The organism is Burkholderia contaminans (genome assembly GCF_029633825.1).
GTDB classification, from domain to species: Bacteria; Pseudomonadota; Gammaproteobacteria; order Burkholderiales; family Burkholderiaceae; genus Burkholderia; species Burkholderia contaminans.
Map to the genome: position 1 here is coordinate 2,677,681 of NZ_CP090641.1, position 24,788 is coordinate 2,702,468.

The window sequence follows — 24,788 nt, forward strand, 5'->3', positions numbered from 1 at the left end:
TCGATGAGTACGATTGCCGCCGAACGCGCACCGTCGCGCAAACGCAACTGGCTTCCCGAGCCGAAGCACTGGGTCGGGCAGGCCGGACTGTGGACGTTCACGGCCGCGTTGATCGCCATTCACCAGGGCAAGGTGCTGACGCTCGCGTTTCCGGTGCTGGCCATCGCGGTCGGCATCTGGCTGTATTTCAAGAGCCCGGCGCGCTACGTCGGCTTCATGTGGTGGGTGTGGTTCCTGAGCCCGGAAGTGCGGCGTCTCGCCGACTGGTCGAAGGGCGCGTTCACGCCGACGAGCCTGATCCAGGTCGCGCCGCTCGCGGTGACGATGATCGCCGGCCTCGGGCTGATCCGGCATTACCGCGTGCTCGCGCAGCGGCGCGGGATCCCGATCCTGCTGATGCTGTTCGGGCTCACGTATGCGTACCTCGTCGGGATCGTGTCGAGCGGCGTGATGGCCGCGACCTACGACCTCGCGAACTGGGTGTATCCGGTGCTGATCGGCTTTCACATCATGGTCAACGCGCGCGACTACCCCGAGTACCGCGACGTGCTGCTGTCCACGTTCATGTGGGGCATGCTCGTGATGGGCCTGTACGGCATCGTGCAGTACTTCGTGATGCCACAGTGGGACGTGCTGTGGATGATCGGTTCCGACATGGGCTCGCAGGGCGAGCCGGTGCCGTACGGCGTGCGCGTGTTCAGCACGATGAATTCGTCCGGGCCGTTCGCGTTCGCGATGATGGGCGCGCTGGTGTTCGTGCTCGCGGCGCCGCAGAAGATCCGCTGGTTCGCCGGGGCAGCCGGTTTCGTGTCGTTCGCGCTGTGTCTCGTGCGCTCGACGTGGGGCGGCTGGGTGATCGCGCTCGCGATCCAGCTCGCGCAGTCGAACAACCGCGTGCGGATGCGGATCCTGATCAGCGGCGTCGTGCTGGTCGGCCTGTGCGTGCCGCTGCTGACCGTCGGGCCGGTGGCCGACCGTCTCGGCGCGCGTCTGCAGTCGATCACGAACCTGAAGGACGACCGCAGCTACGACGACCGCAACAAGTTCTACGCCACCTTCGCGCAGACGGCGTTCACCGACGTCGCCGGCGAAGGGATGGGCGCGACGGGTGCATCCACGAAGCTGTCGAGCGACAGCGGCGAGCTCGGCAAGTACGGCAGCTTCGACAGCGGCGTGATGAACGTGCCGTTCGTGCTCGGCTGGCCCGGCACGCTGCTGTACCTCTCGGGCGTCGTGATGCTGTTCGGCCGCACGCTGCGCGCGGCTTTCAAGCTGCGCAAGGACAAGTTCGTCGGCGCGTGCCTGAGCCTGTGCCTGTCGACCTTCGCGATGCTCGTGTTCACGAACTCGCTGATCGGCACGGGCGGCCTGCTGATGTTCACAGCCATTTTTTCGATTCTTTCCGCGGCGCACTGGCAAAAGGCACAACGCCTGCTGGCCGCCGCGCGTTTACGGGGAGGCGACCATTGAGAATCGCGATCGTCACGCACGTCGTGCGACATAACGACGGGCAGGGCCGCGTCAATTACGAAATCGCGCGCGCGGCGCTGGCCGAGAACTACGAGGTCACGCTGGTCGCGTCGCATGTCGCGCCCGAACTGCTGGCCGACCCGCGCGTGCGCTGGGTGCCCGTGAAGGTCGGCGGCTTCTGGCCGTCGAATCTGGTCAAGCAGCAGGTGTTCGCGCTGAAGAGCGCGGCCTGGCTACGCGCGCACCGCAGCGAATACGACGTGCTGCACGTGAACGGCTTCATTTCGTGGATCAAGGCCGACGTGAATACCGCGCACTTCGTGCACGGCGGCTGGTTCAAGAGTCCGTACTATCCGTTCGGGCCGACGAAGGGGCTGTGGTCGGCCTACCAGTACGTCTATACGCGCGTGAACACCACGCTTGAGCGCTGGGCGTACCGGCGTTCGCGCGCGATCACGGCCGTGTCGCAGAAGGTGGCCGACGAGATCGCCGGGCTCGGCATCGACAGCCGCAAGATCAGCGTGATCTACAACGGTGTCGACGCCGGCGCGTTCGCGGGGGCACAGGCCGACCGCGCGGCGTTCAAGCTGCCGGACGATGCATTCCTGCTGCTGTTCGTCGGCGACCTGCGCACGCCGCGCAAGAACCTCGGCACCGTGCTGAAGGCGCTGACGAAGCTGCCGGCGAACGTGCACCTGGCGGTGGCGGGCTACTTGCCCGGCAGCCCGTATCCGGACGAGGCACGGGCGCTCGGCATCGATTCGCGCGTGCATTTCCTCGGTCTCGTGAAGAACATGCCGACGCTGATGCGCTCGGTCGACGCGTACGTGTTCCCGTCGCGCTACGAAGCGATGAGCCTGTCGCTGCTCGAGGCGATGGCGGCCGGGCTGCCGGTCGTCACCGCGCGCACGGCGGGCGGTGCGGAAATCATCACGCGCGAATGCGGGATCGTGCTGGAGGATCCGGACGATCCGGCGGCGCTCGCGCAGGCGATCGGCTCGCTCGCGGTGTCGCGCGACACCTGTCGCGCGATGGGTGACGCCGCCCGCGAACTGATGACCCGTTTCGGCTGGGCGCACATGGGCGCCCAGTATGTCGCGCTCTACCGGCGCATCGGCCAACCCACGCAGCCGTCCGCATTCGAGCGGGCCGAGCATGCAGTCACGCAGGAGCAAACGTGATGTCCCAATCTTCCCGGCCGATCAAATCGTTGCAAATCGGCATGCACTGGTTCCCCGAACGTGCGGGCGGCCTCGACCGGATGTACTACTCGCTCGTCGGCGCGCTGCCGGGCGCGGGCGTCGAGGTGCGCGGGCTCGTCGCCGGCTCCCCGAAAGTCGCCGACGACACCGACGGTGCGATCCAGGGCTTCGGCCCCGCATCGGAGTCGCTTGCACGCCGGATGCTCGCCGCGCGCCGCGCGTTGCGCGAGGAGATCCGCAGCGAGCGGCCTGACGTGATCTCGTCGCACTTCGCGCTGTACACGTTCCCGGGTCTCGACGTCACGCGCGGGATTCCGCAGGTGTCGCATTTCCAGGGGCCGTGGGCCGACGAAAGCCAGGTCGAGGGCGCTGCGTCGCTCGGCCAGCGCGCGAAGCGCTATCTCGAACAGGCCGTCTATACGCGTTCGTCGCGGTTGATCGTGCTGTCGCAGGCGTTCGGCCAGATCCTGACGAACCGCTACGGGATCGATCCGTCACGCGTGCGCGTGATTCCGGGCTGCGTCGATACCGCGCAGTTCGATACGCCGCTCACGCCGGCCGAGGCGCGGCACAAGCTGCAGTTGCCGCAGGACCGGCCGATCGTGCTGGCCGTGCGCCGGCTCGTGCGGCGCATGGGGCTGGAGGACCTGATCGATGCGATCGGTCTCCTCAAGCACCGTCACCCGGACGTGCTGCTGCTGATCGCCGGCAAGGGCAAGATCGGCGAGGAACTGCAGCAGCGCATCGATGCGGCGGGGCTCCAGGATAACGTGAAGCTGCTCGGCTTCGTGCCCGACAACCATCTCGCGGCGCTGTACCGCGCGGCGACGGTCAGCGTCGTGCCGACGGTCGCGCTCGAAGGCTTCGGGCTGATCACCGTCGAATCGCTCGCGTCCGGCACGCCCGTGCTGGTCACGCCGGTCGGCGGGCTGCCGGAGGCGGTGGCCGGGCTGTCCAACGATCTCGTGCTGCCCTCCACGGGCGCGGACGCGATCGCGGAAGGGCTCGGCGCCGCGCTGTCGGGGGCGATCAGGCTGCCCGACGAAGCCGCGTGCAAGCGCTATGCACGGGATCATTTCGACAACGCGGTGATCGCGCGGCGCGTTGCCGGCGTGTACGAAGAGGCGATCCAGGCCGCAGGTTGAGCGCGACGCGGCGCGCTACCTGCGTGCCGAACCGAAAGCCGAACCGGCGGCGCGTGCGTGCATGGCCGGTTCGCATGCCGGCCCGCCCGCAGAGGGCGGGCCGGCCACTTCTCCCTCCGATACACGGTGCCGGCACGTGTCACGCGCGCCTGAGCGTGGCGGCCCACACGCCGAGCGCGGCCACGCTCACGACCGCGCCGAGCACGCAGACGCCGGTCCATCCGGCGCGCGCATACATCATCGTCGACGCAATCGCGCCGAGCCCGCTGCCGGCCGAATAGAACAGCATGTAGCAGCCGACGAGGCGCGCATGCGCATCGGGCCGCGCGCCGAGAATCATGCTCTGGTTGACGACGTGGACGGCCTGCCCGCCGACATCGAGCAGCACGATGCCGACGATCAGCCATGCAATCGACGTATCGCCGAACGCGAGCGGCAGCCATGAGCACGCAAGCAGCGCGAGCGCGACACCGGTCGTCGCTTCGCCGCGCCCGCGGTCCGCGAGCCGGCCCGCGTGGGCGGCCGCCGCCGCACCCAGTGCGCCGACGAGCCCGAACGCGCCGATCTGCGTATGCGACATCGCGTGCGGCGGTGCGCTCAGCGGCAGCACCAGCGCGCTCCAGAAGATGCTGAACGCCGCGAACATCAGCAGCGCGATCGCGCCACGCACGCGCAGCACGCGTTCATCGCGCAGCAGCGACACCATCGATCGCAGCAGCGCCGCGTAGCCGATGCGCTCGTGCGGGCCGTTCTCGTCCGGCAGCAGCCGCGACAGCACGACGAGCATCGCGATCGCGAGCGCGCCCGACACCGGTAGACGGCCCGCCAGCCCGCGATGTCGGTGACGACGCCCGCCAGCGAGCGCGCGGCCAGCAACCCGACCACGACGCCGCCCTGTGCGGCGCCCACCACGCGCCCGCGTTCGCCGGCGCCCGCGAGCGCCGCGGAGCACGCGATCAGCCCTTGCGTCATCGCGGTCCCGAGCAGCCCCACCGCGACCATCCCGGCCAGCAGCGCGATACGCGTCGACGACGCGGCGACGCCGATGCAGGCCGCCGTCAGCAGCAGAAGCTGCACGGTGATCAGGCGCTTGCGGCTCAGCAGGTCGCCGAGCGGCACGACGAACAGCAGCGCGAGTGCACAGCCGAGCTGCGTCGCCGTGATCACGCCGCCGACGGCTGCCTGCGATACGCCGAAATCCCGCGCGATCGAATCGAGCAGCGGCTGCGCGTAGTAGACGTTCGCGACACTGGCCGCGCAGCAGATGGCCAGCAACGCGACGCGCGCCGCGGACAGGCGGCCGCCGTCGGCCGGATGCGCGGCATGTGTCGGTACGTTCGATGCGACGGTGCCGGAATGACAGGAAGACTCCATGGGTTTCCTCGTGCAATGTAGTTGCAAATTGAAACTGATGTGGAGTGTAGGAAAAGTAGTTTTAAAATGCAACCTGCTGTGCGGCGGGCGAGATGTCCGCGCACGGATGGCCGGCGCTGCTGCGAAGGTGGCCGGCAAGATTGCGGAGAGGAACATGGCCAGGCAGAAAAGTCTTGCGGATTCGCCGTGCCCGGTGGCGCGGGCGACCGATATCGTCGGCGATCGCTGGGCGTTGCTGATCGTGCGCGATGCGTTCGACGGCCTGCGCCGGTTCGGCGATTTCCGCGCGAGCCTCGGTGTCGCGAGCAACATCCTGTCCGACCGGCTGAAGATGCTGGTGGACGCCGGCGTGTTCGACGTCGTGCCGGCATCCGACGGCACCGCGTATCAGGAATACGCGCTGACCAAAAAGGGCGAAGGGCTGTTTCCGGTGATCGTGATGCTGAGGCAGTGGGGCGAGGCGCACCTGTTCGCGCGCGGCGAGCCGCATTCGGTGCTGGTCGACCGCAGCACGGGGCGCGCGGTCCGCAAGCTCGCGCTGCGGCATGACGACGGCCGGCCTTTGAAGGCGGCGGAGACGGTCGTGAGGAAGGTCGGTGACGACGCCGGCAAGACGCGTCAGTGAGCGTCATGTGCGATGGCCGCACCGTCGGATAGACTGTCGCGATCGTCGTTGACCGGAGCCGCATTGCCATGTCCCACCCGCTGGATTCCGCCGGCTATCGGCGATTGCTCGACCTGCAGCGTCGCATCCACGACTACTGCGAGCGCGAGGGCGCCGAGGACGGGCGCGATCATTCCGATCCGGCCGAGCCGTTGTGGCCGACCGATTTCAACCACGTCACCGTCGCGCCGATGCGGGCCGGGCTGCATGTCCGGTACTTCGGCGGCGCTTGGGACGAACCGTTCGACTGGACGCTGCAATGCCTTGCAGAGCGGGACGTCGCGGATCTCGTCACCGACCTCGCGTTCAGCGGTCTGGACGAAGGCGCCAACGGCTCGCGCGAATGGGATTTCGGTCCGCTGCTCGATTCGGATGGGCGTTTCCCGATGCTGCGCTCGCTGTATGTGCGGCCGACCGAGCCGGCCGATCACAACCAGTCGATGATCGTGCGCCGCGGCCTGATCATGCAGGAGGGCGGCGAGATTGCCCGCTTTGCTGCGAAGGCGCCGTTTCTCACCGAGCTGACGGTGCCGAATGCGCCCGACGCGCATTTCTTCGACGTACCGCTTGCGCATCTCGAGCGGCTGCGCATCGGTGGCGGAGATGACACGCAGCAGTTCATCGAGCATCTGGCCGGCAGCGACAACCTGTCGTCGCTCGGCTGGCTCGATTTCTCGGAATCGACCGCGTTGCATTCGACGTGGAAGCGCGAGCGCGACGCCGGCAGCGTGACGTCGTTCGACGCCTACGAGCGCTTGCTGAAGAGCCCCGCTGGCCAGCGGCTCCACAGGCTGACACTGAGAAATACCTGTCTCGATCGAGAAGCGCTCGACGCGCTGCAGGCCCTGCATCCGCGCTTGTCGTTGATGGTGATCCAGGCCGGCACCGGTGGTTACGTGAGTCATTTCAAGGACAACGTGTTTCCGTCGCGTCACCTGATCCAGCGCGACCCCGGCGACGCGTGACCGCACGCGTGGTTCAATCGGCCGCCGCCACGGCCTGACGCGCGGACGACGCGCCGCGATGCGCATCGGGCCGCACCCGCGTCGCGAGCAGCGCGGCGGTGACGAGCAGCGCGACCGACACGGCCGTTTCGATCCGCAATCCGCTCACGACCTGCGCCGCGCCGCCGCCGCCGGCGAGCGCGCCGAACGCCGCCACACCCATCGCGCCGCCGGCCTGCCGCGCGGTATTCAGCACGGCCGACGCGATGCCTGCCCGTTCGGGCGCGACCGATGCGAGCACGGCGGTCGTCATCGCCGGCACCGCGAAGCCCATGCCGGTCGGAATCAGCAGGAACGGCACGAGCAGGGCGGCCAGCGGCGTCGACGCGTCGACGAAATGCAGCGACCCGTAGCCGAGCGCGGCGACGAGCGCACCCGCCAGCATCGGCGCACGCGGGCCGTGACGCGCCACGACGCGCCCGCTGGCGAGGTTCGACAGCAGGAAGCCGCCGGTCAGCGGCAGGAATGCAAGGCCCGCCTGCAGCGCCGATTCGCCGCGTGCGCGCTGCAGGTACAGCGCGAGCACGAACACGGTGCCGTAGTACGTGAGGTTCACGCAGATCCCGAACAGCACGGCCGCGCTGAAGGTGCGATGGCGGAACAGCGAGAGCGGCAGCATCGGCGTGGCCGTGCGCGCTTCCACGGCGACGAACGCGAGCGCGGCGAGGGCGGCCAGCACGAAGCCGCCGGCGACGACCGGATGCGTGAAGCCGAGCGGCCGCCATTCGATCACGGCGCCGGTCAGTGCGGCCAGCATTGCGATCGCGATGAACTGGCCGCGCAGGTCGAGTGCGCGGATGGAACGGGACGCTGCGGCCGGCGCCGCCGTACCACGCGCGGGGATCCATGCGAACGCCGCCGCCAGCCCGGCCGCACACAGCGGCAGGTTCACGAGGAAGATGCCGCGCCAGCCCCACGCCGCGATCAGCACGCCGCCGACCACCGGGCCTGCCGCGATCGAAATCGACCCGGCCGCCGTCCACCAGCCCACGGCGCGCGCCCGCAGGTGCGGGTCGTGCCGGCACGCGTCGTTGAGCAGTGCGAGCGAATTGGGCAGCATCGCCGCGGCGCCGACGCCCTGCAGCGCGCGCGCCGCGATCAGCATCGCGGGCGCGCTCGCGGCGCCGCACGCGAGCGACGCCAGTGCGAACAGCACGAGGCCGGAGATGTACAGGCGCCGCGCGCCGAAGCGGTCGCCGAGCGCGCCGCCCGACAGCATCAGTACCGCGAACGCAAGCGTGTACGCATCGACGACCCATTGCAGGCCGGCGACCGGCAAGTGCAGGTCGCCGGCGAGATGCGCGAGCGCGATGTTGACGATCGTCACGTCGAGCTGCGTCACGACGAAACCGGTGCTGACGGTCGCGACGACGCGGGCGAGCGCGGACGGGAAGGTTGTCGTGGGGGCGGTCGTATCCATGCGTCAATCGTAGGACGCGACCGGCACGCGATGTTTCAGCGGGACGTGAAGCGTCGAAACGCAGGATGCGAAGCAGGGGGCGCGAAGCGGGAACGGAACAGGCTGCGGCCGGGCCGGCGCGACCGCGATTTATCGAAGAATCGTGCCACTACGTGCAGGTGTGCGCGCTCGGCGCGGGCCGGCGGCTGCGTTCAATGCCGCTCGCCGCGCCAGCGTCCCGGCGCCACGCCGAAGCGTTTCGTGAACGCATGGGTGAACGTGCTTTGATCCGCGAAGCCGACCATCCCGGCGATATCGACGAGCGGATACCGGCCGTCCGCGAGCAGGATCACGGCGGCGTCGAGCCTCAACCGCTGCAGGTAGCGATGCGGCGTTTCACCGAACGCGTCGACGAACAGTTGATGAAAGCGGCGCATCCCGTAGCCGCAGTGCGCGGCGAGATCGGCGATGCGCAGCGGCTCGTCGAGCCGTGCGCGCAGCCAGCGGTCGATGCCCGCGAAATCGAGGCCCGAGGCGGGCGCGGCGATGGCGCGTTCGTCGAGCAGCGCGCCGCACAGCCGCGCGGCGGCCTGCCACTGGAAACGGTGCGCGGCCGCTTGCCGCGCGTCGTCGGCGGGGGCTTCGAGTTGCGCGGCGGCGGCCGCGATCTGCGCGACCAGCGACGTCAGTGCCGGATCGATCGCCACGGCGCGCGCACTGTCGAACAGCCGCTGCGGCACCGCGAGCGAGGCGAGGGGAAGATTGAGCACGAGCTGGCGGTTCTCGCCCAGGCCCGCGTAATCGTGGCGCGCGCCGGCCGGAACCAGCCACGCGCCGTGCCGGTCGAGCCGCTGGCTGACGCCGTCCACCGCCATCACCATCGCACCGTCGATGCCGAGCACGATCTGATGGAAGTCGTGCACGTCCGACGCTTCGAGCGTGTCGTAGCGTTGCAGTGCGATGGTGGGGGACGAAAGGTGTGCCATGAGGCAGGGTGTCAGGCGGCGGCTCGCGTGCTGTGTCAGATGTCGAGCAGTTCGACTTCGAACACGAGCGTGGCATTCGGCGGAATCACGCCGCCTGCGCCGCGCGGGCCGTAGCCGAGTTGCGGCGGGATCGTCAGGCGACGCACGCCGCCGACTTTCATGCCCTGCACGCCTTCGTCCCAACCCTTGATGACCATGCCGCCACCGAGCACGAACGCGAACGGGTCGTTGCGATCCTTGCTCGAGTCGAATTTCTGACCGTCGGTCAGCCAGCCCGTGTAGTGGACGCTGACGGTCTGGCCGGCTTGCGCTACGTCGCCGGTGCCTTCGGTCAGGTCTTCGTATTTGAGGCCCGATTCGGTCGTGATGACAGACATGACTTCTCCTGAAAAAGGATGGGTAAAACCGCTATTGTAGGCGAGCGCGCAGCGGGCCGCCGCGCGTGGCTGTCGGCTGCTTGCACGCGTGTCGCGGGCGGCGGCGCGCCGCCGTGGCCGCGATGGTCCGAAACGCAAATGGAACGCGCGTTTGAATTTTTCGCACGCCCCGCGACCGCGGTTGCACCGCGCGAGTGCGACGCGTGTATGAATCGGTGTTACCGGGGCGCTCGGCCGCTTGCCGCGCGGCTTCGTCCGAGTCCGCGAAACGCCCGCCACGCGGGGCTTTCGGACCATCGACATTACACGGCACGAAGCGGCGCATGTCGCTCGCGGGCCCCCGCGCGCGTTCGAATCGCGCCCCGCCCGGACGCTGTTCGAGCGCCGCTTTTTCCGCCTTTCCGACCGTGCCCTGTTTGGAAGCGCGCATCTACCGCGCGGCTTGCGCGCGCTGCTGCGGGCGGCCTATCTTTACAGCTGTCGATGTCAAGATTTTGGCGGTGCATGACGTGCCGCCCGGGCCTGCGCCGGCTGCGTCGGACGACGCGCCGGGCCGCTCCGGAACCAGGAGAACGATGAACATGAAGTCAGCCGCTTCCGCCACCGCAGCCGGGATCATGCCGGTGCGTCGCGACCTGCGCTTCGACCTGCCGGTCGAACGCGCGAAGGACTGGCATGGCCTCGGGTCGCACGTGACCCATTTCTTCAACGCGCTGTCGCTGCTGTTTCCGGCCGGCGAGCGTTTCTTCATGGATTCCGTGCGCAACTATCGTGACCGGATCGACGATCCCGTGCTGAAGCAGCAGGTGCTCGGTTTCATCGGCCAGGAGGCGATGCACACGCGCGAGCACGTCGAGTACAACGAGTTGATGCAGGCGAACCGCCTGCCCGCGCGCAAGCTCGACAAGCGCGTCTGGACGGTGCTCGGCTACATGAAGCGCAAGCTGCCGCATTCGGTGCAACTTGCGCATACGGTCGCGGCGGAGCACTACACGGCGATGCTCGCCGACTGGCTGCTGCGCGACCGGACGCGTCTCGAAGGTTCGGTCGACGGCTACCGCCAGATGTGGATCTGGCACGCGCTCGAGGAAACCGAGCACAAGGCCGTGTCGTTTGACGTATGGAATGCCGCGATGGAGCCGGGGCTGCGCCGTTACCTGATCCGCATCGGCGTGTATCTGCTGACGACGCTGACGTTCTGGCCAACCGTGTTCCTGATGCATGCGACGCTGCTGTGGCGCGATCGTGGCGCCGGCCATCACGTGCGCGGCATGCTGCGGATGATCGCGTTCCTGTACGGGCCGCGTCGCGGGCTGTTCCCGCGCATCGCCGGCGAATGGCTGAGCTTCTTCCGGCCGGGCTTCCATCCGTGGGATCACGACAATCATCACCATCTCGCGCGGGTCGACGAGCTTGCCGCCACCTACGGCGAACACGGCGGCACGCCGGCCGGCCGTGGCCGCGCGAACGCGCCGGCGCCGCTCGCATCGGGCCGCTGAGACCGCCGCTGAGACCACCGCTGAGACCACCGCTGAGACCACCGCTGAGACCGCCGCTGAGACCGCCGCTGAGACCGCCGCCGGGACCGCAGCCGGGACCGCCGCCGGGACCGCCGCTGTACCGGCATGCGCGGCATCGGGCCGCGCATGTTGCGTTCGTGCATCAGCCGCCTTCCTCTGACGATTGACCTAAATCAATTCGAACCGGCGGCACAGCTGCCCTGCGGGCCCGTCGACCGGTTGTGCACGCACGCGCCGGCGAGCCGATCCCGCGTGCGCGGCATCGCCCGGGAGCGCCATGCGCCAGCACCGGCGCGGCTTTGCGCGCCGCGCAGCCCCCCGTTCAGGGGGGGCGCCGCGCACGCCACCGGGATAACACCCATCTAGCCGCGGGCCGGCCGCATCGATATACCGTTCATGACAATGTCCACCTCACGCGCGATTCCTGCACGGGGGGATTTTATTCGGACGGAAATGCGGCCAATATGTCGGTTCGACCAAGGTCCGTCGCGTGTGACGGCGAGCCGGCGCGATACCAACGCCAAGCGGGGAACAACGATGGTTGCTAGGTCACCTGACGCAAACGGGCATGCGGTGCCCGAGATGTCGCATGTGTCCGTCACCGCGCCCGAGGACGGACGCAAGCTGTTCGTGATCATGCGCTCGCCCGATGAGCCGTTGCTTGCGCAACTGCGCGGGCTCGGCTGGGAAATCACCGTCGCAAAGACGGCCGGCGCCGCGCAGAACATGACCTCCGGCGTGAGCGTCGCCGCCGGTCTGGTCGATTTCAGCGGGTTCACGTCGCGCGACTATCCCGCGCTGAAGGCGTGCCTGAGCCAGCCGTCGATCGGCTGGATTTCCATCGCGCAGGCCGGTGTCACGATCAGCCCCGCGGTGCGTGAACTGATCCGCAGCTATTGCTTCGATTACGTGACCCTCCCGTTGCCCTACGAATGGATTTCGCACGTGCTCGGCCATGCGCGCGGGATGGCCGCGCTCGATCGCGTCGATGGCGCGGCCTATGCGGCGTCGATCGGCGAACACGGGATGATCGGCAACTGCGAGGCGATGCAGCAGTTGTTCAGCACGATCCGCAAGGTCGCGAAGACCGACGCGAGCGTGTTCATCTCGGGCGAGTCGGGCACCGGCAAGGAGCTGACGGCGCTCGCGATTCACGAGCGTTCCGGCCGAGGCAAGGGGCCGTTCGTCGCGATCAATTGCGGCGCGATTCCGCATCATCTGCTGCAATCGGAACTGTTCGGCTACGAGCGCGGCGCGTTCACCGGCGCGAACCAGCGGCGCGCGGGCCGGATCGAATCGGCGAACGGCGGCACGCTGTTTCTCGACGAAATCGGTGACATGCCGGTCGAAAGCCAGGCGAGCCTGCTGCGCTTCCTGCAGGAAGGGAAGATCGAGCGGCTCGGCGGGCAGGAATCGATTCCGGTCGACGTACGGATCATCTCGGCCACCCACGTCGATCTCGACGGTGCGGTCGAGGCCGGGCGCTTCCGCGCGGACCTGTATCACCGCCTGTGCGTGCTGCGTATCCACGAGCCGCCGCTGCGCGCGCGCGGCAAGGATATCGACATCCTCGCGCACTACGTGCTGCAGAAATTCAAGTCCGACAGCGGCCGCAAGATCAGCGGCTTCACGTCGGCCGCGCTCGATGCGATGCGCCGCTACGAATGGCCGGGCAACGTGCGCGAGCTGATCAACCGCGTGCGGCGTGCGATCGTGATGGCCGAGAGCCGGCTGCTGACGCCGCACGATCTCGGGCTCGAGGCGCCGGGCGAAACCGAACCCGTGACCCTCGAACAGGCGCGTGCGCTCGCCGAGCGCACCGCGATCGAGAATGCGCTGCTGCGCAACGATCACCGCATCAACAAGGCCGCGGCTGAACTCGGTATTTCACGCGTGACGCTCTACCGGATGATGATCGAGCACGGGTTGAACGATCACGACAACAACGGCGGGAACGGCGACAACGGCGGGCACGACGGCGCGCCGTCCGGCGACGCGGGGCATCAGCGGGTCGGCTGAGCGGCGCACGCGTGACGCGTGAGCCGGTTCAGCGACAGGTCCGGAGCCGGTGCAGCACGAACGTGACCGGCGGCACGCACAGCACGACCGCGACGATGCTCCACGCGCGGGCGAGGCCAAGCGTCTCGGTGCCGTGCGCCAGCAGCATCGTCATGCCGAGGCCGGCCATCGCGACGGCGAGAAAGCGCACGAAGTTGCCCCACGTCACCGGCGACGAAAAACTCCACAGCGTGTTGGCGAGATACGAGAACGCGGTCGAGCACGCGAACGCGACCGAGTTCGCGCTCACCGGCGTCGCGTCGAACAGCGCGAACATCGCGGCCGCGATCAGCGCATGCAGCGCGGTCGAACCGACGCCCGACACCCCGAAGCGAATCAGCCTGGCTCGTTCGGCGGTATAGAGGGGGGCGGATCAACGGGTGCGGTCGTTCGGGTGACGGGGCGGCGTGTGGAGCGGTGTCGTGCGGTGCGTCATGCGCCGGTGAAGGGCGCCGACGCAAACATGGCGCGCACCGGTTTCGCAGTATAGCGATGCTGCCGGCCGACGGATGCGCGGACAACCTGCGGCTCCCGTGCCGCCTGCGCCATGTAACGCGCATGAAACATTTCGCTTCGGCCGCCCCGCAAATTTGCGCGGCAAATCGACGGGAACGGCCGGTTCCCCGTCGGTAAGAATGTCGCGCTGCATTGTTCAGCCTTATTCGGCAAGGCAGGGCCGCGACGCGGCCAGCGCATGCCGCGCGCCGCGTGTTTCAGTTTCGTAACTTCCCGCCATCGGCACCCGTTCCGGCCACCACGCTGCCCGGTCAACCCCTTGTCCGGACGGGCTCGCGCGACGCTGGCCCGCTCCTTGCGACAGTGGGCTTGCGAAAGTCGACGATGCACGGTCCGTCCGGTTCGGCAGCGAACCCTGTCAGTACCGGCCAGGACACGGTCCGCGGGGATGCGGCGGCGGAGCGCGGCACGACAGCTGCGTTCCGGCGAGCACGGAGTGTCGTCGCCTGATCGTCGGGGCGCCGGTCTCGTCCGGTTGCCGGAACAACCATCAGATTGAAACGGGGAAGAAAAATGATCGATCGCCACACGCCGCGGCCGGCAGGCCGCGATCGCAGTGATTCGGAGCATCGCCGGTCGAACGTCGTTCTTGCTGCCGGCCGGCATGCATCGACAGGCCATCTCTCCGCGCCCGGTGCGAGGCGGATCCGGCTGATTGCCGGTCATCCACGCCGGGTCGGCACTTTCCTGCACGCGAACCCGATTCGCAAGGGCATGTGCACACGGGCGCCGGTACCTCGACGCCCGGTCTTCGCGTACTGACCGAAGCCGCACGATATCCGTTCACGCGGCGCATCGTTCCCGTGAACGATCAATCTGCAATCCGAATGAAGTGCGAAGCGTCGTGCCACGTGTGCGACGGATGAAGCATACGATGCGACGGCAAGCGGCGTGACGCCGGTGCCGTCCGGTGGTGAGGGGAGGGGCGGTCGGACGCGCGCGACGGGAGTGGCGCCCGTACGCGCGCGACGCCGTTTCAGCCGCCGTAGATGTCGAAGTCGAAGTACTTCGACGCGAGCCGCTTGTAGGTGCCGTCCTTGACCATATCGAGGATGGCGCTGTCGATCTTCGCCTTCAGGTCGGTGTCCTCCTTGCGCAGCCCGATGCCGGCGCCGATGCCGAGCACCTTCTCGTCGACGAGCTCGGGGCCGACGAACGTGTAGTTCGCGCCGCGCGGCGATTTCAGGAACCCGATGGCTGCCTGCACTTCATCCTGCAGTGCCGCGTCGAGGCGGCCCGAGGTCAGGTCCGCGTACACGCCGTCCTGGTTCTGGTACGACACGACGTTCGCGCCTTGCTTGCCCCAGTACGCCTTTGCATACGTTTCCTGCGTCGTGCCCTGTTCGACGCCGATCGATTTGCCCTTCAGCGATTCGGCCGTCGGCAGCAGCGGCGAGCCCTTCTTCACGACGAGCCGCGTCGGCTGGTTGTAGATCTTCGTCGTGAAGCCGATCTGCTGCGCGCGTTGCGGCGTGATCGACATCGACGACAGCACCGCGTCGAACTTCTTCGCCTTCAGCGCCGGAATCATCCCGTCGAAATCGTTCTCGAGCCACACGCACTTCGCCTTCAGGCGCGCGCAGATCTCGTTGCCGAGGTCGATGTCGAAGCCGACGAGCTTGCCATCGGGCGCTTTCGACTCGAACGGTGCGTAGCTGGCATCGGTGCCGAAGCGGATCGTGGTCCAGTCCTTCGCGGCGGCGGGGCCTGCGGATACTGCGAGCAGGGCGATCGAAACAGCGGCAATCAGTCTCTTCATGGTGCGTTCCTTGGCGGGGTGCTTCCGGGTTCTGTGCGACACGGTTTCACGGACACAAACCGCGTCTGCGCGCGGTGTCCGCACGGCCATTAACGCAGAAAATAAAATCAGAGTCCAGAATGGACAAAAAATATCGTTTTGTCGGATGAGCGAGTCGGCCGGCGGGTCTCGACCCTTGCAAAAATACGAAAATGGACTAATCTTGTTAGTAAATTCGTTTCGAGACTAACGATCATGTCACAGCCCGCCTATGAATCGCACTCCGCCCCGCCGCAGGCCTCGGTCGCGCAGATGTCGGCGGCCGGCCTGCGCGCGTTTTTCAACATCGCACGCGACTGGGAACTGACGATCGACGAGCAGATCGTGCTGCTCGGGTCGCCCGGCCGTTCGACGTTCTTCAAGTGGAAGGCCACGCCGGAATCGGCGCGGCTGCCGCGCGATACGCTCGAACGGCTCTCGCTGTTGCTCGGCATCTACAAGGCGCTGCAGATCCTGCTGCCGCAGCCGGCCGCGGCCGATGCGTGGGTCAAGCGGCCCAACGACGCGGCGCCGTTCGGCGGCAAGCGCGCACTCGACCGGATGCTCGCCGGCAACGTCGGCGATCTGGTCGCGGTCCGGCAATATCTCGACGCGATGCGAGGTGGCTGGGCGTGACGATGCCGATCCAAGCACAACAATGGCCCACGACCGCGGTCGACTGGGCGCCAGCCTATCGCGTGATTCCCACCCGCTTCCCGGCAATCAACCTGTTCGACCGCGTGGCCTCGGCGGACGATTTCGACGCGCTTTACGCACTCGAATCCCTGACCAACGACCGCATCCGCAACGAAGTCGGCACACTCGACCTCGTGCCGCCCGCCGAGCGCCGCTACGGGCAGGGCTGGGGGCCGATCATGGCCGCGTTCACGCACCTGAATCCGCAGGGCAGCCGCTTTTCCGACGGCAGCTACGGCGTGTTCTACTGCGCGCGTTCGCGCGATACGGCGATCGCCGAAACGCGGTATCACAGCGCGCTGTTCCTGGAGGCGACGAAGGAGCCGCCGATGCGCCAGCAGATGCGGCTCTATACGGTGATCGCGCAAGGCGAAGTGGCCGACATCCGCACGTGGCCGAAACGCGATCCGGCGTGGCTGCACCCGCTCGATTACAGCGCCGGGCAGGCGCTCGGGCGCGCGGTGCGCAATGCGGGCGGCGCGGGGATCGTCTATCCGTCGGTGCGCGACCCGCGCGGCGAGTGCCTGGCGGCGTTCCGCACCGCGCTGCTGCGCGACTGCCATCACGCGGCCTACCTCGAATACAACTGGAACGGCTCGGCCGTCGATGCGGTGTTCGAACTGAACCAGGTCGGCTAGGGCCCGCGCTCGCGGCATCAGCGCATATCGGCGCCTATCAGCCGCCTCAGGGCAGCGGCCAGTCGCCCGCGCGGCGTTCGCGCGCCTCGGCCTGCGTCATCGACCAGGTGCGCCCGGTGCGCGGCTCGGCGAGCGTGAGCCGCCCGGCCGGTGCGAACGCGCCCGTGTCGATGAACCACTGCGCGCCGATCCGCTGCGGCGCGCGCACCGGCGTGTGCCCGGTGCAGGTCAGCGACAGCCCGGCCTGCCGCGCCGGATCGGCGAGCCCCTGGACGAGATCGCGGCCCCAGATCAGCCGCTCGCGCACGTCGTGCGCATAGCTGCCCGTGTCGAGATCGGCATCCGAGCCGAAGAATTCCGCATGCAGCACGTTGAAGCGCCCGGGGCCGTCGCCGATCACGCGCACCAGCGGCAGCGCGTCGACGCGTGCCGCATGCGCGTGCAGTCGTTCCGGCGGCAGGTCGGCCCCCCAGTCGCCGCCGATTCCGCGCCACGCGTCGGGCGACAGCTTGCCGCGCGCCACGAGGCTCAGCACTTCCTCGTGATTGCCGCGCACGACGTGGCACCACGGGCGGTCGAGCAGGTCGAGCGTGGTTTCGGAGGCCGGGCCGCGGTCGACGAGGTCGCCGACCGAGAACAGGCGGTCGCGGGCCGGGTCGAAACGGATGTCGTGCAGCAGCGCGCGCAGCACATCCACGCAGCCGTGCAGGTCGCCGACGACGAAGTCGCGGCCGGCCGTGTTCGCCGGATGGCGGCAGAGGGGGGCGGTGGCAGTCATCCCAATATCTTAGGCGCTCGCGCCCCCATCGCCACGTCACGATGGAATGGCGATAATCGGGGCACGGTACGCGCCGACGCGGCGCACCGGTCGAACCCTTTCCATCCGCTTTCGGAACCACACGATGACGATTTATCCGCAGGTATTACGCAACCGGCCGCGCATGGTCGCGGCGTTCGTCGCCGGCTTGCTGTGCGCGGTACTGCTGCCGTTTCCGCTGCGTCCGACCGTACGGGCGCTGATCGGCTGGGATTGCGCGGTCTGGCTGTATCTCGCGCTGATGTGGGTGCGCATGGTCACCGCGCATCATGACCAGGTGCGCGACATCGCGATTCGCGAGGACGAAAACGCGACGACCGTGCTGACCATCGTGTCCCTTGCGACCGTCGCGAGCGTGGCCGCGATCGCGATCGAGCTCGCGACCGTCAAAAGCGTCGGCTTTCGCGCGGGGCTCAGCCACTACGCGATCACCGGCGCGACGCTGTTCGGCGCGTGGTTCATGATTCCGACGATCTTCACGCTGCACTATGCGCGCCTCTATTACGGCTCGCCCGGCAACGACCGCGCGCTTCGTTTCCCGGACCGGAGCCCGGAGCCCGATTACTGGGATTTCCTGTATTTCGCGTTCACGATCGCGGTCGCGTCGCAGACGGCCGACGTGTCGATGACGAACCGCTCCGCGCGGCGCTCGGTACTCGCGCAGTCGATCCTGTCGTTCTACTTCAACATGGCCGTGCTCGGGCTGTCGATCAACGTCGCGGCGGGCCTGCTGAGCTGATGCAGGCCCGGGTCATCCGCAGCGTTACTTGAGCAGGTCGTAAGGGCCGCCGCGCTCCAGCGCCCGCTGGTACGCGGGCCGCGCGTGGATCGCATCGAGAAAGCGCGCGATCGCGGGATACCGGCTGCCGCCCCCGCGCGCGGTCGCGGCTTCGAGCGGAAAGCTCATCTGGATGTCGGCGGCGCTGAAACCGTCGCCGACGAACCAGCCGGTGCGGCTCAACGTGTCGTTGACATAGCCGAGATGCAGCGCGATCTGCGGATCGACGAAGCTCGATTGCAGCGTGTCGGCGATCTTGCGCGCGATCGGCCGTGCGAAGAACGGCATCGGCGCATGGGCGATCCGCAGCGCGACGAGCTTGAGCAGCAGCGGCGGCATTGCCGACCCTTCCGCGTAGTGCAGCCAGTACGTGTAATCGTGCCGCTCGGGCGCGCCGGGCGGCGGCGCCAGGCGCCCATTGCCATAGCGTTCGACCAGGTATTCGATGATCGCGCCCGATTCGGCGTACGTGCGGCCTTCGTCGGTAACGACGGGTGACTTGCCGAGCGGATGAATCGCGCGTAACTCGGGCGGCGCGAGCATCGTCTTCGGATCACGCGCGTAGCGCACGATCTCGTACGGCACATCCAGTTCTTCGAGCAGCCAGAGCACGCGCTGCGAGCGCGAGTTGTTCAGGTGATGGACGGTGAGCATGTCGACGCCGGAGGTGGGGACGGGAACGACATCATACCCAGCGCGCGTCGCGCGTCGCGTGTACGCGAAACGCATCGCGCTTCGTGACGAGCCGCGCCTGGCCGGCCGCGTCTGGCCGACCGCCCTCTCCATCACGCGCGCCGCACCGCGACCCACGCGCCCCAGAACAGGCTCGAGAAAAAGCGCAGCGGCGCATCGAAGCCCGCGTCGCGCAGCAGGCCGAACACGGCTTCCTCGGACGCGGGCGGATCGGCGCCCTGCAGGATCTTCGCGAATTGCGCGCGCACCGCGTCGGGCGTCGCGCCTTTCATGCGCCAGCGCTGCTGCCATGCGTCGAGCAGGCGAGGGTGGTCCGCGTAGCGGCGGTGGTTGCCGGCGAGCACGAGCGGTGCGCCGGGCTTCAGGCGCCGCGCGATCGCACGCAGCAGCGCCGCCTTCGCTTCGTCGCCGGGCACGTGATGCAGCACGCCGATCAGTGTCGCGCCGTCGAACGCGGATGCATCGGGCAACGCGTCGACACCGTCCTCGACGAACGCCGTGCGCGCGCCGAAGCCCGCGGCCTCGACATTCGAACGCGCAAGCGCGAGCATCGGCGCGGACGGGTCGATGGCCGTGAATTGCCAGCCCGGCTCGAGCGCGGCCGCCACGCAGATCTCCTGCCCCGTGCCGCCCGCACCCGCGACGAGGATCCGCGCCTCGGGCGCGTCGATGGCCGACGCGAGCATGCACGCGGTGAGTTCGTGGCAGGCATCGTAGCCGGCGAGCGCGATGCGGGATTGCTCGGCGTATTCGTGCGCGCGTGCCGGATCGAATTTGGCGGCGCTGGCGGGAAGCGACATGGCGGATTCCTCGGTTGGGGGCGGACGACGTGTCCGCGAGCCTGGCGCAGAGCGTAAGCGTGCGCGGCCGGTGCAACAAGGCGAGTGGTCATCCCGGTATGCGGGCTACCCGACTCGTCGGGGCGTGTCGGATTGCGGGTTTTCCCGGGGTCGATTCGTATTTAAAAATGTCCGGGCACGATGCATCGCGGTAGCGAATCCGGCGCATACTCGTTTCTCTCCCCCCGCCTGGCCGTCGCATGCCGGGCCCCGATGCGCCGCGCCCCGCGGGCGCGGCCATGCCGCTCGGTACGCACGAGGAGCGCATGATGTCCGATTGTCCGCACGATCCGTATGCGCAGCACCACATTCACTGCTTGCCGTTCGGCGCCCAGCCCTGTGGCGCGCTCTGTGCGACGCCGCGCACGCATTTTCGCGTGTGGGCGCCGGGCAGCACGCAGGTCCAGCTCGAACTCGATACCGGCTTCGGCCCGTTGCTCGTCCCGATGGCTGCCGCCGGCACGAACTGGTTCGAGGTCTTTGCCGATTGCGGCGCGGGTGCGCTTTATCGCTATCGCCTCGACGATGCGGTGTCGATTCCCGATCCAGCGTCGCGTTCGCAACCCGAAGGGCTCAACGGTCCGAGCGAGGTCATCGATCCGCGCGCATTCACGTGGCGCAACACGTTCTGGCACGGGCGCGCATGGGAAGACATCGCGCTCTATGCGATTCGTCCACACGCGGTGGGCGGCTTCGACGGCGTGCGCCGACGCCTGCCGCAACTCGCGCGCCTCGGCGTGACCGCGCTGGAACTGCTCGCGTCGCCGCACGACAGCCTGCCGTTCGCGCCGCTCGCCGCCGAAGGCGGTCCCGACGCGCTGAAGGCACTGATCGACGACGCGCACGGCTACGGCCTCGCGGTGCTGCTGGAACTCGATTACGCGCGCTTCGGCAGCGGCACCGACGCGCTGCGCCACTACGCGGCGCCGTTCTTCCATACGCGCGACGATCCGCTCCAGGCGCCGCCGCTCGCGCTCGATCATCCGGAAGTCTGCGATTTCTTCTGCGACAACGCGCTGTACTGGATCGACGAGTACCGTTGCGACGGGCTGCGCCTGCGCGAAGCCGACCGGATCGGCGTGTCGTGGCTGCGCGAGATCGCCGACCGCGTGCGCGCGGCCGTGCCGGCCGACCGGCTGATCCATCTCGTACTCGGCAGCGAGCGCCATCCCGCGCATCTTGCCGATACGCATTTCGATGCGCAGTGGAACGGATGCGGCGAACGCGCGCTGCACCGGCTGACGGGGCGCGATACGTCGGCCCACGAAGGCATTTCCACGCACCAGTCGATCCACACGCTCGCCCGCGCACTGACCGCGGCCGGGGCCGCATTCCAGCCGGCCGGGGTGGGCGAAGGCATGGCTGCCGACAGCGGGCTGTCGTTGACGTCGCTGGTGCTGTCCGATGGCGCGTGGCGCGACAGCGGACAAGGCGACCACGGGCAGGAGGCCGGTCTGGCTGCCCTTGCGCTGTCGCTGCTCACACCGCAGATTCCGTTGATCTTCGACGAAACCGCGCGCGACGCCGATCGAGCGCATTTCGTGCAGTCGGCGCTCGCGGTGCGCGCGAAGCTGATCGCACCGCGATTGTCCGATTGCCGGCCGCAGGAAGCGCGTGCGCTGAAGTCGGACGGCGACGGCGATGCCGACGCGCTGCTTGCATCATGGAAGCTCGCCGACGACGAGACGCTGACGATCGCGTTGAACCTGTCGCCCGACGCGGTGCCGTTCGATGCACCGAGAGGGCGGGTCGTGTTCGAGACGCCGGCGCGTGCGCGCGACCGGGTCGATGAAGGGGTGTTGCCGCCGTATGCGCTCGTCGCGTGGCTGACGGGTGACGTCAACCGGTATGCGCTCACGCACGATGCACGTCGAATCGACGATGGTGCATCGCGCGGATGGCGTCCGAACCTGAACGCATGACGCTGTGAGCGGGTAAGCGTTTGAGAGGCCGGGCGCATCTGCGTCCGGCCGTACCGCAGGAAATCCCCGAGCTACCAGAACCCGCGAATGCCCGCGATGCCGTAGGCGCCGTGGCGGCGCGCCTCGTCGAGGTGCGCGCGCGTCATGCCGCCGAGCGCGAAGACGGGCATCGCGGCCTCGGTGGCCAGCGCGTTGAACTGCGTCCAGCCGAGCGTCGGCGCACCGGGGTGGCTGAGTGTCGGCAACACGGGCGACAGCGTGACGAAATCCGCGCCGGCGCGCGCGGCCAGCAGCAGGTCGTCACGTGTGTGGCAGGCGGCAGACACCCGGCGTCCGGCAGGCAACGGTCGTTGCGCAGCGGCGCGCAACGCGGTGCCGTCGAGATGCCAGCCGGCGCCGTCGAGCCGCATCACGCTGGCCGCATCGATCGGTCCGTTCAGCATCAGGTGCGCGCCGGCCGCGTCGCAGCGCGCGAGCGCGTCGGCGGCGAGTTGCGCGAACGCGGCTGCATCGAGCGATTTCACGCGCAGTTGCACGAGCGTCTCGCCGCGCGCGAGCACGGCCGACAGCCGGTCGAGGAACGCCGCGCGATCGGCCGCCGACGCGGATGCCGGCTCCGGCGTGATCACGCAGCAGCGCGGCAGCGTGGCGTTCATCGCGTGCGGCGAAGCGCGGCCGTCATTCGTCGGCCTCTTTCGAGATCTTCGGGTAGACGCGCACGAGCACGATGCGCGGCCCGTTCATCTTCTTCACGACGACGTCGAAGCGGTCGAACGACACGCGCTGCCCTTCGGTCGGCAGGTCGCTGAGCGCCTGGATCACGAGGCCGCCGACCGATTCCGCGCGGCCTTCGTCGATGTCGATGCCGAGCGCCTGTTCGAGCGACACGACGGGCAGGCTGCCCTTGCCCATCAGCGTGCCGTCGTCGAGGCGGCTCCAGTCGGCGTCGCCCTGGCGGAACTCGTCGTGGATCTGGCCGACCAGCGCGCCGAGCAGGTTGTCGAGCGTCAGGAAGCCGATCGGCTTCTCGCCCTTGTTGCCGACCAGCGCGAAGTGCGGTGCGCCCTTGCGGAAGCGGCGGAACAGGTCGAGCGCCGGCGTGTCGGGCCTCACGTACTGCACGGGGCGGACATAGTCAGACAGGTCTTCCAGCGCCGCGCCCGCGTGACGCGCGAGCAGCAGGTCCTTCAGGTGGATCAGCCCGCTCACCTGTTCGCGCGACGCATCCTCGAACAGCGGATAGCGGCTGAAGCGGTGCCGCGCGACGATCTCCATGTTGTCGGGCAGCGGGAGGTCGCGGCGCAGGCCGATCATTTCATGGGCCGGCCGCATCAGGTCCGACACCGTCATCGACGAAAAATCGAGCGAATGCGCGAGCGTGTTCCACTCGTCGTTGCTGTACGTGCCGCGCGCCGGCTGGGCCGGGTTGCCGGCCGTGCTGCGGCGGCTGCGCAGGATCAGCTTCAGCTCGTCGGTCGAGTAGTGGGCGTCGCTGCCGTGGTCGGCGGAGAGCCCCGCGAGCCGCAGTACCGCGTTGGCGCTGTTGTTGAGCACCCAGATCGCCGGATACATCGCCCAGTAGAACGCATAGAGCGGCAATGCGACCCACAGGCCGACCTTCTCCGACTGGCGGATCGCCATCGATTTCGGTGCGAGCTCACCGACGACGATGTGCAGGAACGAGATCAGCGAGAACGCGAACACCAGCGAGATCAGGTGCACGACGCGTTCGGATTCCACGCCGATCAGGTCGAGCAGCGGGCCGAGCAGTTGCGCGAAGGCCGGCTCGCCGACCCAGCCGAGGCCGAGCGACGCAAGCGTGATGCCGAGCTGGCACGCGGAAAGATACGCGTCGAGACGGCCGTGCACGATGCCGAGGATGCGGCCGCGCAGGCCGTGCTTGCGGGCCAGTGTCTTGACGCGCGTGGCGCGCAGTTTGACGAGGCCGAATTCGGCCGCAACGAAGAACCCGTTCAGGGCCACCAGGAACAACGCGCCGATGAGCGCGAAGATCTGTAACAAAGAAACACTCCGGTTATGACAGGCCCATCAGTATAGAGCCAGAAAGGAATTTGTAATGTGACGGGCGACCGATTGCTTACACCGGCGCCTCACCGGGCACGGAGAACGTGATGGTGGCCGGGGCGCCATCGGCGAACGTGTCGTGCGCGAACGTGCCGCCGTGTGCGAGTGCGACGCGCTGGCAAAGCGCGAGCGTCCAGGCGATCCGCTTGGCGTCGCGCTCGCGCAGCATCTCGCGTCGTGCGAACGATTCGAACGCGTGTGGTTGCGTGGGATCGACGAGCGCGTCCGCGTTGACGGTACACGTGGCGCGCGCGGTGAACTGCATGCCGTCGCGAGCGCACGCAAACGTCACGCGGCTGCCGGCGGCGCTCGCTTCGACCGCGGTCGTCAGCATCGTCCAGAGCGCCTGCGCGATGCGTTCGCGGTCGGCGGTCAGCGACGGTTCGCCGTCCGGCAGCGTCGCGTCGAGGGCGACCTGTCGTGCGTCGGCGAGCGCGAAACGGGCAAGCGCGATCGTGTCGTCGAGCAGCGCGCGCAGCGCGAACGGCTGCGGCTTGACGGCGAGCGTGCGCGTTTCCGCGCGCGGCGCGTCGAGCACGTCGTCGATCAGCCCGACCTGCTGGTCGATGCCCGTGCGGATGCCCGCGAGCGCACGCTGCAGGTTCGGATCGGCGTTGGCGAGCTGGCGCTCGAGCACGTACGCCCAGCTGTGCATGGCGTTCAGCGGGCTGCGCAGGTCGTGCGACGCGGTGGAGAGCGCCTGGTCGCGCAGGAACAGCGCCGCCTGGGTGGCGTAATGCGCTGCGCGTTCGCGCAGCAGGTCGCCGGCGGGATCGACTGTAGTGGACGTCACGGAGCTGGCCTGTCGGAAGCGGTTGGCGTGGAAGT

22 protein-coding genes and 1 pseudogene are annotated in these 24,788 nt (G+C 68.4%); 11 read left to right on the forward strand and 12 right to left on the reverse strand.

Going from position 1 to position 24,788, the window contains the following annotated elements:
* Positions 1–3: 3 nt before the first annotated feature.
* Genes LXE91_RS29715 through LXE91_RS29725 form a run of 3 tightly spaced genes read left to right on the forward strand, consistent with a single transcriptional unit; the run spans position 4 to position 3,817 of the window.
* Positions 4–1,470: a glucose-6-phosphate isomerase gene (locus LXE91_RS29715; RefSeq protein WP_039345272.1), complete on the forward strand. Its 1,467-nt coding sequence runs from the start codon at positions 4–6 to the stop codon at positions 1,468–1,470.
* Positions 1,467–2,651 (forward strand): glycosyltransferase family 4 protein, encoded by a 1,185-nt coding sequence (locus LXE91_RS29720; RefSeq protein WP_039345269.1) that lies wholly within the window; start codon positions 1,467–1,469, stop codon positions 2,649–2,651. The genes LXE91_RS29715 and LXE91_RS29720 overlap by 4 nt, the downstream gene beginning before the upstream one ends.
* Positions 2,651–3,817, forward strand: coding sequence for a glycosyltransferase family 4 protein (locus LXE91_RS29725; protein ID WP_039345266.1), 1,167 nt, complete (start codon positions 2,651–2,653; stop codon positions 3,815–3,817). The genes LXE91_RS29720 and LXE91_RS29725 overlap by 1 nt, the downstream gene beginning before the upstream one ends.
* Positions 3,818–3,956: 139 nt before the next feature.
* On the opposite strand, the pseudogene LXE91_RS29730 reads toward LXE91_RS29725, so the two are convergent.
* Positions 3,957–5,191: pseudogene (locus LXE91_RS29730) on the reverse strand (MFS transporter).
* A gap of 154 nt (positions 5,192–5,345) precedes the next feature.
* Between LXE91_RS29730 and LXE91_RS29735 the strand changes: the two are divergent.
* Positions 5,346–5,816 (forward strand): winged helix-turn-helix transcriptional regulator, encoded by a 471-nt coding sequence (locus tag LXE91_RS29735; protein ID WP_172625572.1) that lies wholly within the window; start codon positions 5,346–5,348, stop codon positions 5,814–5,816.
* A 68-nt stretch (positions 5,817–5,884) separates the two neighbouring features.
* Complete coding sequence (locus LXE91_RS29740) at positions 5,885–6,820, forward strand: hypothetical protein (protein ID WP_039345255.1); 936 nt, start codon at positions 5,885–5,887, stop codon at positions 6,818–6,820.
* Positions 6,821–6,833: 13 nt separating this feature from the next.
* Here LXE91_RS29740 and LXE91_RS29745 read toward each other — a convergent pair whose 3' ends face one another.
* The 3 genes from LXE91_RS29745 to LXE91_RS29755 form a co-directional block, all read right to left on the reverse strand.
* A complete protein-coding gene (locus LXE91_RS29745; RefSeq protein WP_039345252.1) occupies positions 6,834–8,279 on the reverse strand; it encodes an MFS transporter in 1,446 nt (481 codons plus the stop codon).
* A 191-nt stretch (positions 8,280–8,470) separates the two neighbouring features.
* On the reverse strand, positions 8,471–9,244 hold the full coding sequence (locus LXE91_RS29750; RefSeq protein ID WP_039345249.1) for a helix-turn-helix transcriptional regulator: 774 nt from the start codon (positions 9,242–9,244) through the stop codon (positions 8,471–8,473).
* A 35-nt stretch (positions 9,245–9,279) separates the two neighbouring features.
* A complete protein-coding gene (locus LXE91_RS29755) occupies positions 9,280–9,621 on the reverse strand; it encodes an FKBP-type peptidyl-prolyl cis-trans isomerase (protein WP_011355854.1) in 342 nt (113 codons plus the stop codon).
* Positions 9,622–10,202: 581 nt separating this feature from the next.
* Here LXE91_RS29755 and LXE91_RS29760 point away from each other — a divergent pair.
* Both LXE91_RS29760 and LXE91_RS29765 read left to right on the forward strand, forming a co-directional pair.
* On the forward strand, positions 10,203–11,120 hold the full coding sequence (locus LXE91_RS29760) for a metal-dependent hydrolase (RefSeq protein ID WP_039345372.1): 918 nt from the start codon (positions 10,203–10,205) through the stop codon (positions 11,118–11,120).
* Positions 11,121–11,678: 558 nt separating this feature from the next.
* A complete protein-coding gene (locus LXE91_RS29765; RefSeq protein ID WP_046196675.1) occupies positions 11,679–13,160 on the forward strand; it encodes a sigma-54 dependent transcriptional regulator in 1,482 nt (493 codons plus the stop codon).
* A 28-nt stretch (positions 13,161–13,188) separates the two neighbouring features.
* Here the strand turns inward: LXE91_RS29765 and LXE91_RS29770 are convergent, their stop codons facing one another.
* Positions 13,189–13,524 carry a GtrA family protein gene (locus LXE91_RS29770; protein WP_223274419.1) on the reverse strand — a complete coding sequence of 112 codons (336 nt, stop codon included), beginning with the start codon at positions 13,522–13,524 and terminating at the stop codon, positions 13,189–13,191.
* A 1,167-nt stretch (positions 13,525–14,691) separates the two neighbouring features.
* Positions 14,692–15,474 (reverse strand): ABC transporter substrate-binding protein, encoded by a 783-nt coding sequence (locus LXE91_RS29775; protein ID WP_039360511.1) that lies wholly within the window; start codon positions 15,472–15,474, stop codon positions 14,692–14,694.
* 234 nt (positions 15,475–15,708) lie between these two features.
* On the opposite strand from LXE91_RS29775, the gene LXE91_RS29780 reads away from it, so the two are divergent.
* Together LXE91_RS29780 and LXE91_RS29785 are read left to right on the forward strand one after the other, a co-directional pair.
* On the forward strand, positions 15,709–16,128 hold the full coding sequence (locus LXE91_RS29780) for an MbcA/ParS/Xre antitoxin family protein (protein WP_011355846.1): 420 nt from the start codon (positions 15,709–15,711) through the stop codon (positions 16,126–16,128).
* 2 nt (positions 16,129–16,130) lie between these two features.
* Positions 16,131–16,826 (forward strand): RES family NAD+ phosphorylase, encoded by a 696-nt coding sequence (locus tag LXE91_RS29785; protein WP_039360515.1) that lies wholly within the window; start codon positions 16,131–16,133, stop codon positions 16,824–16,826.
* 46 nt (positions 16,827–16,872) lie between these two features.
* On the opposite strand, the gene LXE91_RS29790 is transcribed toward LXE91_RS29785, so the two are convergent.
* Entirely contained in the window at positions 16,873–17,604 is a 732-nt protein-coding gene (locus LXE91_RS29790; protein WP_039360518.1) for a metallophosphoesterase, read from the reverse strand.
* Between the two features lie 124 nt (positions 17,605–17,728).
* On the opposite strand from LXE91_RS29790, the gene LXE91_RS29795 reads away from it, so the two are divergent.
* Positions 17,729–18,382, forward strand: a complete 654-nt coding sequence (locus tag LXE91_RS29795; protein WP_039360521.1) for a DUF1345 domain-containing protein — start codon at positions 17,729–17,731, stop codon at positions 18,380–18,382.
* Between the two features lie 24 nt (positions 18,383–18,406).
* Here the strand turns inward: LXE91_RS29795 and LXE91_RS29800 are convergent, their stop codons facing one another.
* Both LXE91_RS29800 and LXE91_RS29805 read right to left on the reverse strand, forming a co-directional pair.
* Entirely contained in the window at positions 18,407–19,075 is a 669-nt protein-coding gene (locus LXE91_RS29800) for a glutathione S-transferase (protein WP_039360527.1), read from the reverse strand.
* A gap of 131 nt (positions 19,076–19,206) precedes the next feature.
* The gene (locus tag LXE91_RS29805; RefSeq protein ID WP_039360524.1) at positions 19,207–19,914 is read right to left on the reverse strand and encodes a class I SAM-dependent methyltransferase; all 708 of its coding nucleotides are present in this window, start codon (positions 19,912–19,914) and stop codon (positions 19,207–19,209) included.
* A gap of 308 nt (positions 19,915–20,222) precedes the next feature.
* On the opposite strand from LXE91_RS29805, the gene LXE91_RS29810 reads away from it, so the two are divergent.
* Positions 20,223–21,875 (forward strand): DUF3459 domain-containing protein, encoded by a 1,653-nt coding sequence (locus tag LXE91_RS29810; protein ID WP_046196686.1) that lies wholly within the window; start codon positions 20,223–20,225, stop codon positions 21,873–21,875.
* A 71-nt stretch (positions 21,876–21,946) separates the two neighbouring features.
* Here LXE91_RS29810 and LXE91_RS29815 read toward each other — a convergent pair whose 3' ends face one another.
* The 3 genes from LXE91_RS29815 to LXE91_RS29825 form a co-directional block, all read right to left on the reverse strand.
* Positions 21,947–22,531 (reverse strand): thiamine phosphate synthase, encoded by a 585-nt coding sequence (locus LXE91_RS29815; protein WP_039358044.1) that lies wholly within the window; start codon positions 22,529–22,531, stop codon positions 21,947–21,949.
* A gap of 22 nt (positions 22,532–22,553) precedes the next feature.
* Positions 22,554–23,897 (reverse strand): hemolysin family protein, encoded by a 1,344-nt coding sequence (locus LXE91_RS29820; RefSeq protein ID WP_039358046.1) that lies wholly within the window; start codon positions 23,895–23,897, stop codon positions 22,554–22,556.
* A 76-nt stretch (positions 23,898–23,973) separates the two neighbouring features.
* The gene (locus LXE91_RS29825; RefSeq protein ID WP_039358048.1) at positions 23,974–24,753 is read right to left on the reverse strand and encodes a sensor histidine kinase; all 780 of its coding nucleotides are present in this window, start codon (positions 24,751–24,753) and stop codon (positions 23,974–23,976) included.
* Positions 24,754–24,788: the final 35 nt, after the last annotated feature.

Coding starts and splice junctions, on each gene's coding strand:
- LXE91_RS29765 (WP_046196675.1), top strand. CDS start 11,679: ATGGTTGCTAGGTCACCTGACGCAAACGGGCATGCGGTGCCCGAGATG.
- LXE91_RS29780 (WP_011355846.1), top strand. CDS start 15,709: ATGTCACAGCCCGCCTATGAATCGCACTCCGCCCCGCCGCAGGCCTCG.
- LXE91_RS29805 (WP_039360524.1), bottom strand. CDS start 19,914: ATGTCGCTTCCCGCCAGCGCCGCCAAATTCGATCCGGCACGCGCGCAC.
- LXE91_RS29815 (WP_039358044.1), bottom strand. CDS start 22,531: ATGAACGCCACGCTGCCGCGCTGCTGCGTGATCACGCCGGAGCCGGCA.
- LXE91_RS29755 (WP_011355854.1), bottom strand. CDS start 9,621: ATGTCTGTCATCACGACCGAATCGGGCCTCAAATACGAAGACCTGACC.
- LXE91_RS29785 (WP_039360515.1), top strand. CDS start 16,131: ATGCCGATCCAAGCACAACAATGGCCCACGACCGCGGTCGACTGGGCG.
- LXE91_RS29795 (WP_039360521.1), top strand. CDS start 17,729: ATGACGATTTATCCGCAGGTATTACGCAACCGGCCGCGCATGGTCGCG.
- LXE91_RS29745 (WP_039345252.1), bottom strand. CDS start 8,279: ATGGATACGACCGCCCCCACGACAACCTTCCCGTCCGCGCTCGCCCGC.
- LXE91_RS29740 (WP_039345255.1), top strand. CDS start 5,885: ATGTCCCACCCGCTGGATTCCGCCGGCTATCGGCGATTGCTCGACCTG.
- LXE91_RS29790 (WP_039360518.1), bottom strand. CDS start 17,604: ATGACTGCCACCGCCCCCCTCTGCCGCCATCCGGCGAACACGGCCGGC.
- LXE91_RS29715 (WP_039345272.1), top strand. CDS start 4: ATGAGTACGATTGCCGCCGAACGCGCACCGTCGCGCAAACGCAACTGG.
- LXE91_RS29800 (WP_039360527.1), bottom strand. CDS start 19,075: ATGCTCACCGTCCATCACCTGAACAACTCGCGCTCGCAGCGCGTGCTC.
- LXE91_RS29735 (WP_172625572.1), top strand. CDS start 5,346: ATGGCCAGGCAGAAAAGTCTTGCGGATTCGCCGTGCCCGGTGGCGCGG.
- LXE91_RS29750 (WP_039345249.1), bottom strand. CDS start 9,244: ATGGCACACCTTTCGTCCCCCACCATCGCACTGCAACGCTACGACACG.
- LXE91_RS29775 (WP_039360511.1), bottom strand. CDS start 15,474: ATGAAGAGACTGATTGCCGCTGTTTCGATCGCCCTGCTCGCAGTATCC.
- LXE91_RS29760 (WP_039345372.1), top strand. CDS start 10,203: ATGAAGTCAGCCGCTTCCGCCACCGCAGCCGGGATCATGCCGGTGCGT.
- LXE91_RS29725 (WP_039345266.1), top strand. CDS start 2,651: ATGTCCCAATCTTCCCGGCCGATCAAATCGTTGCAAATCGGCATGCAC.
- LXE91_RS29810 (WP_046196686.1), top strand. CDS start 20,223: ATGTCCGATTGTCCGCACGATCCGTATGCGCAGCACCACATTCACTGC.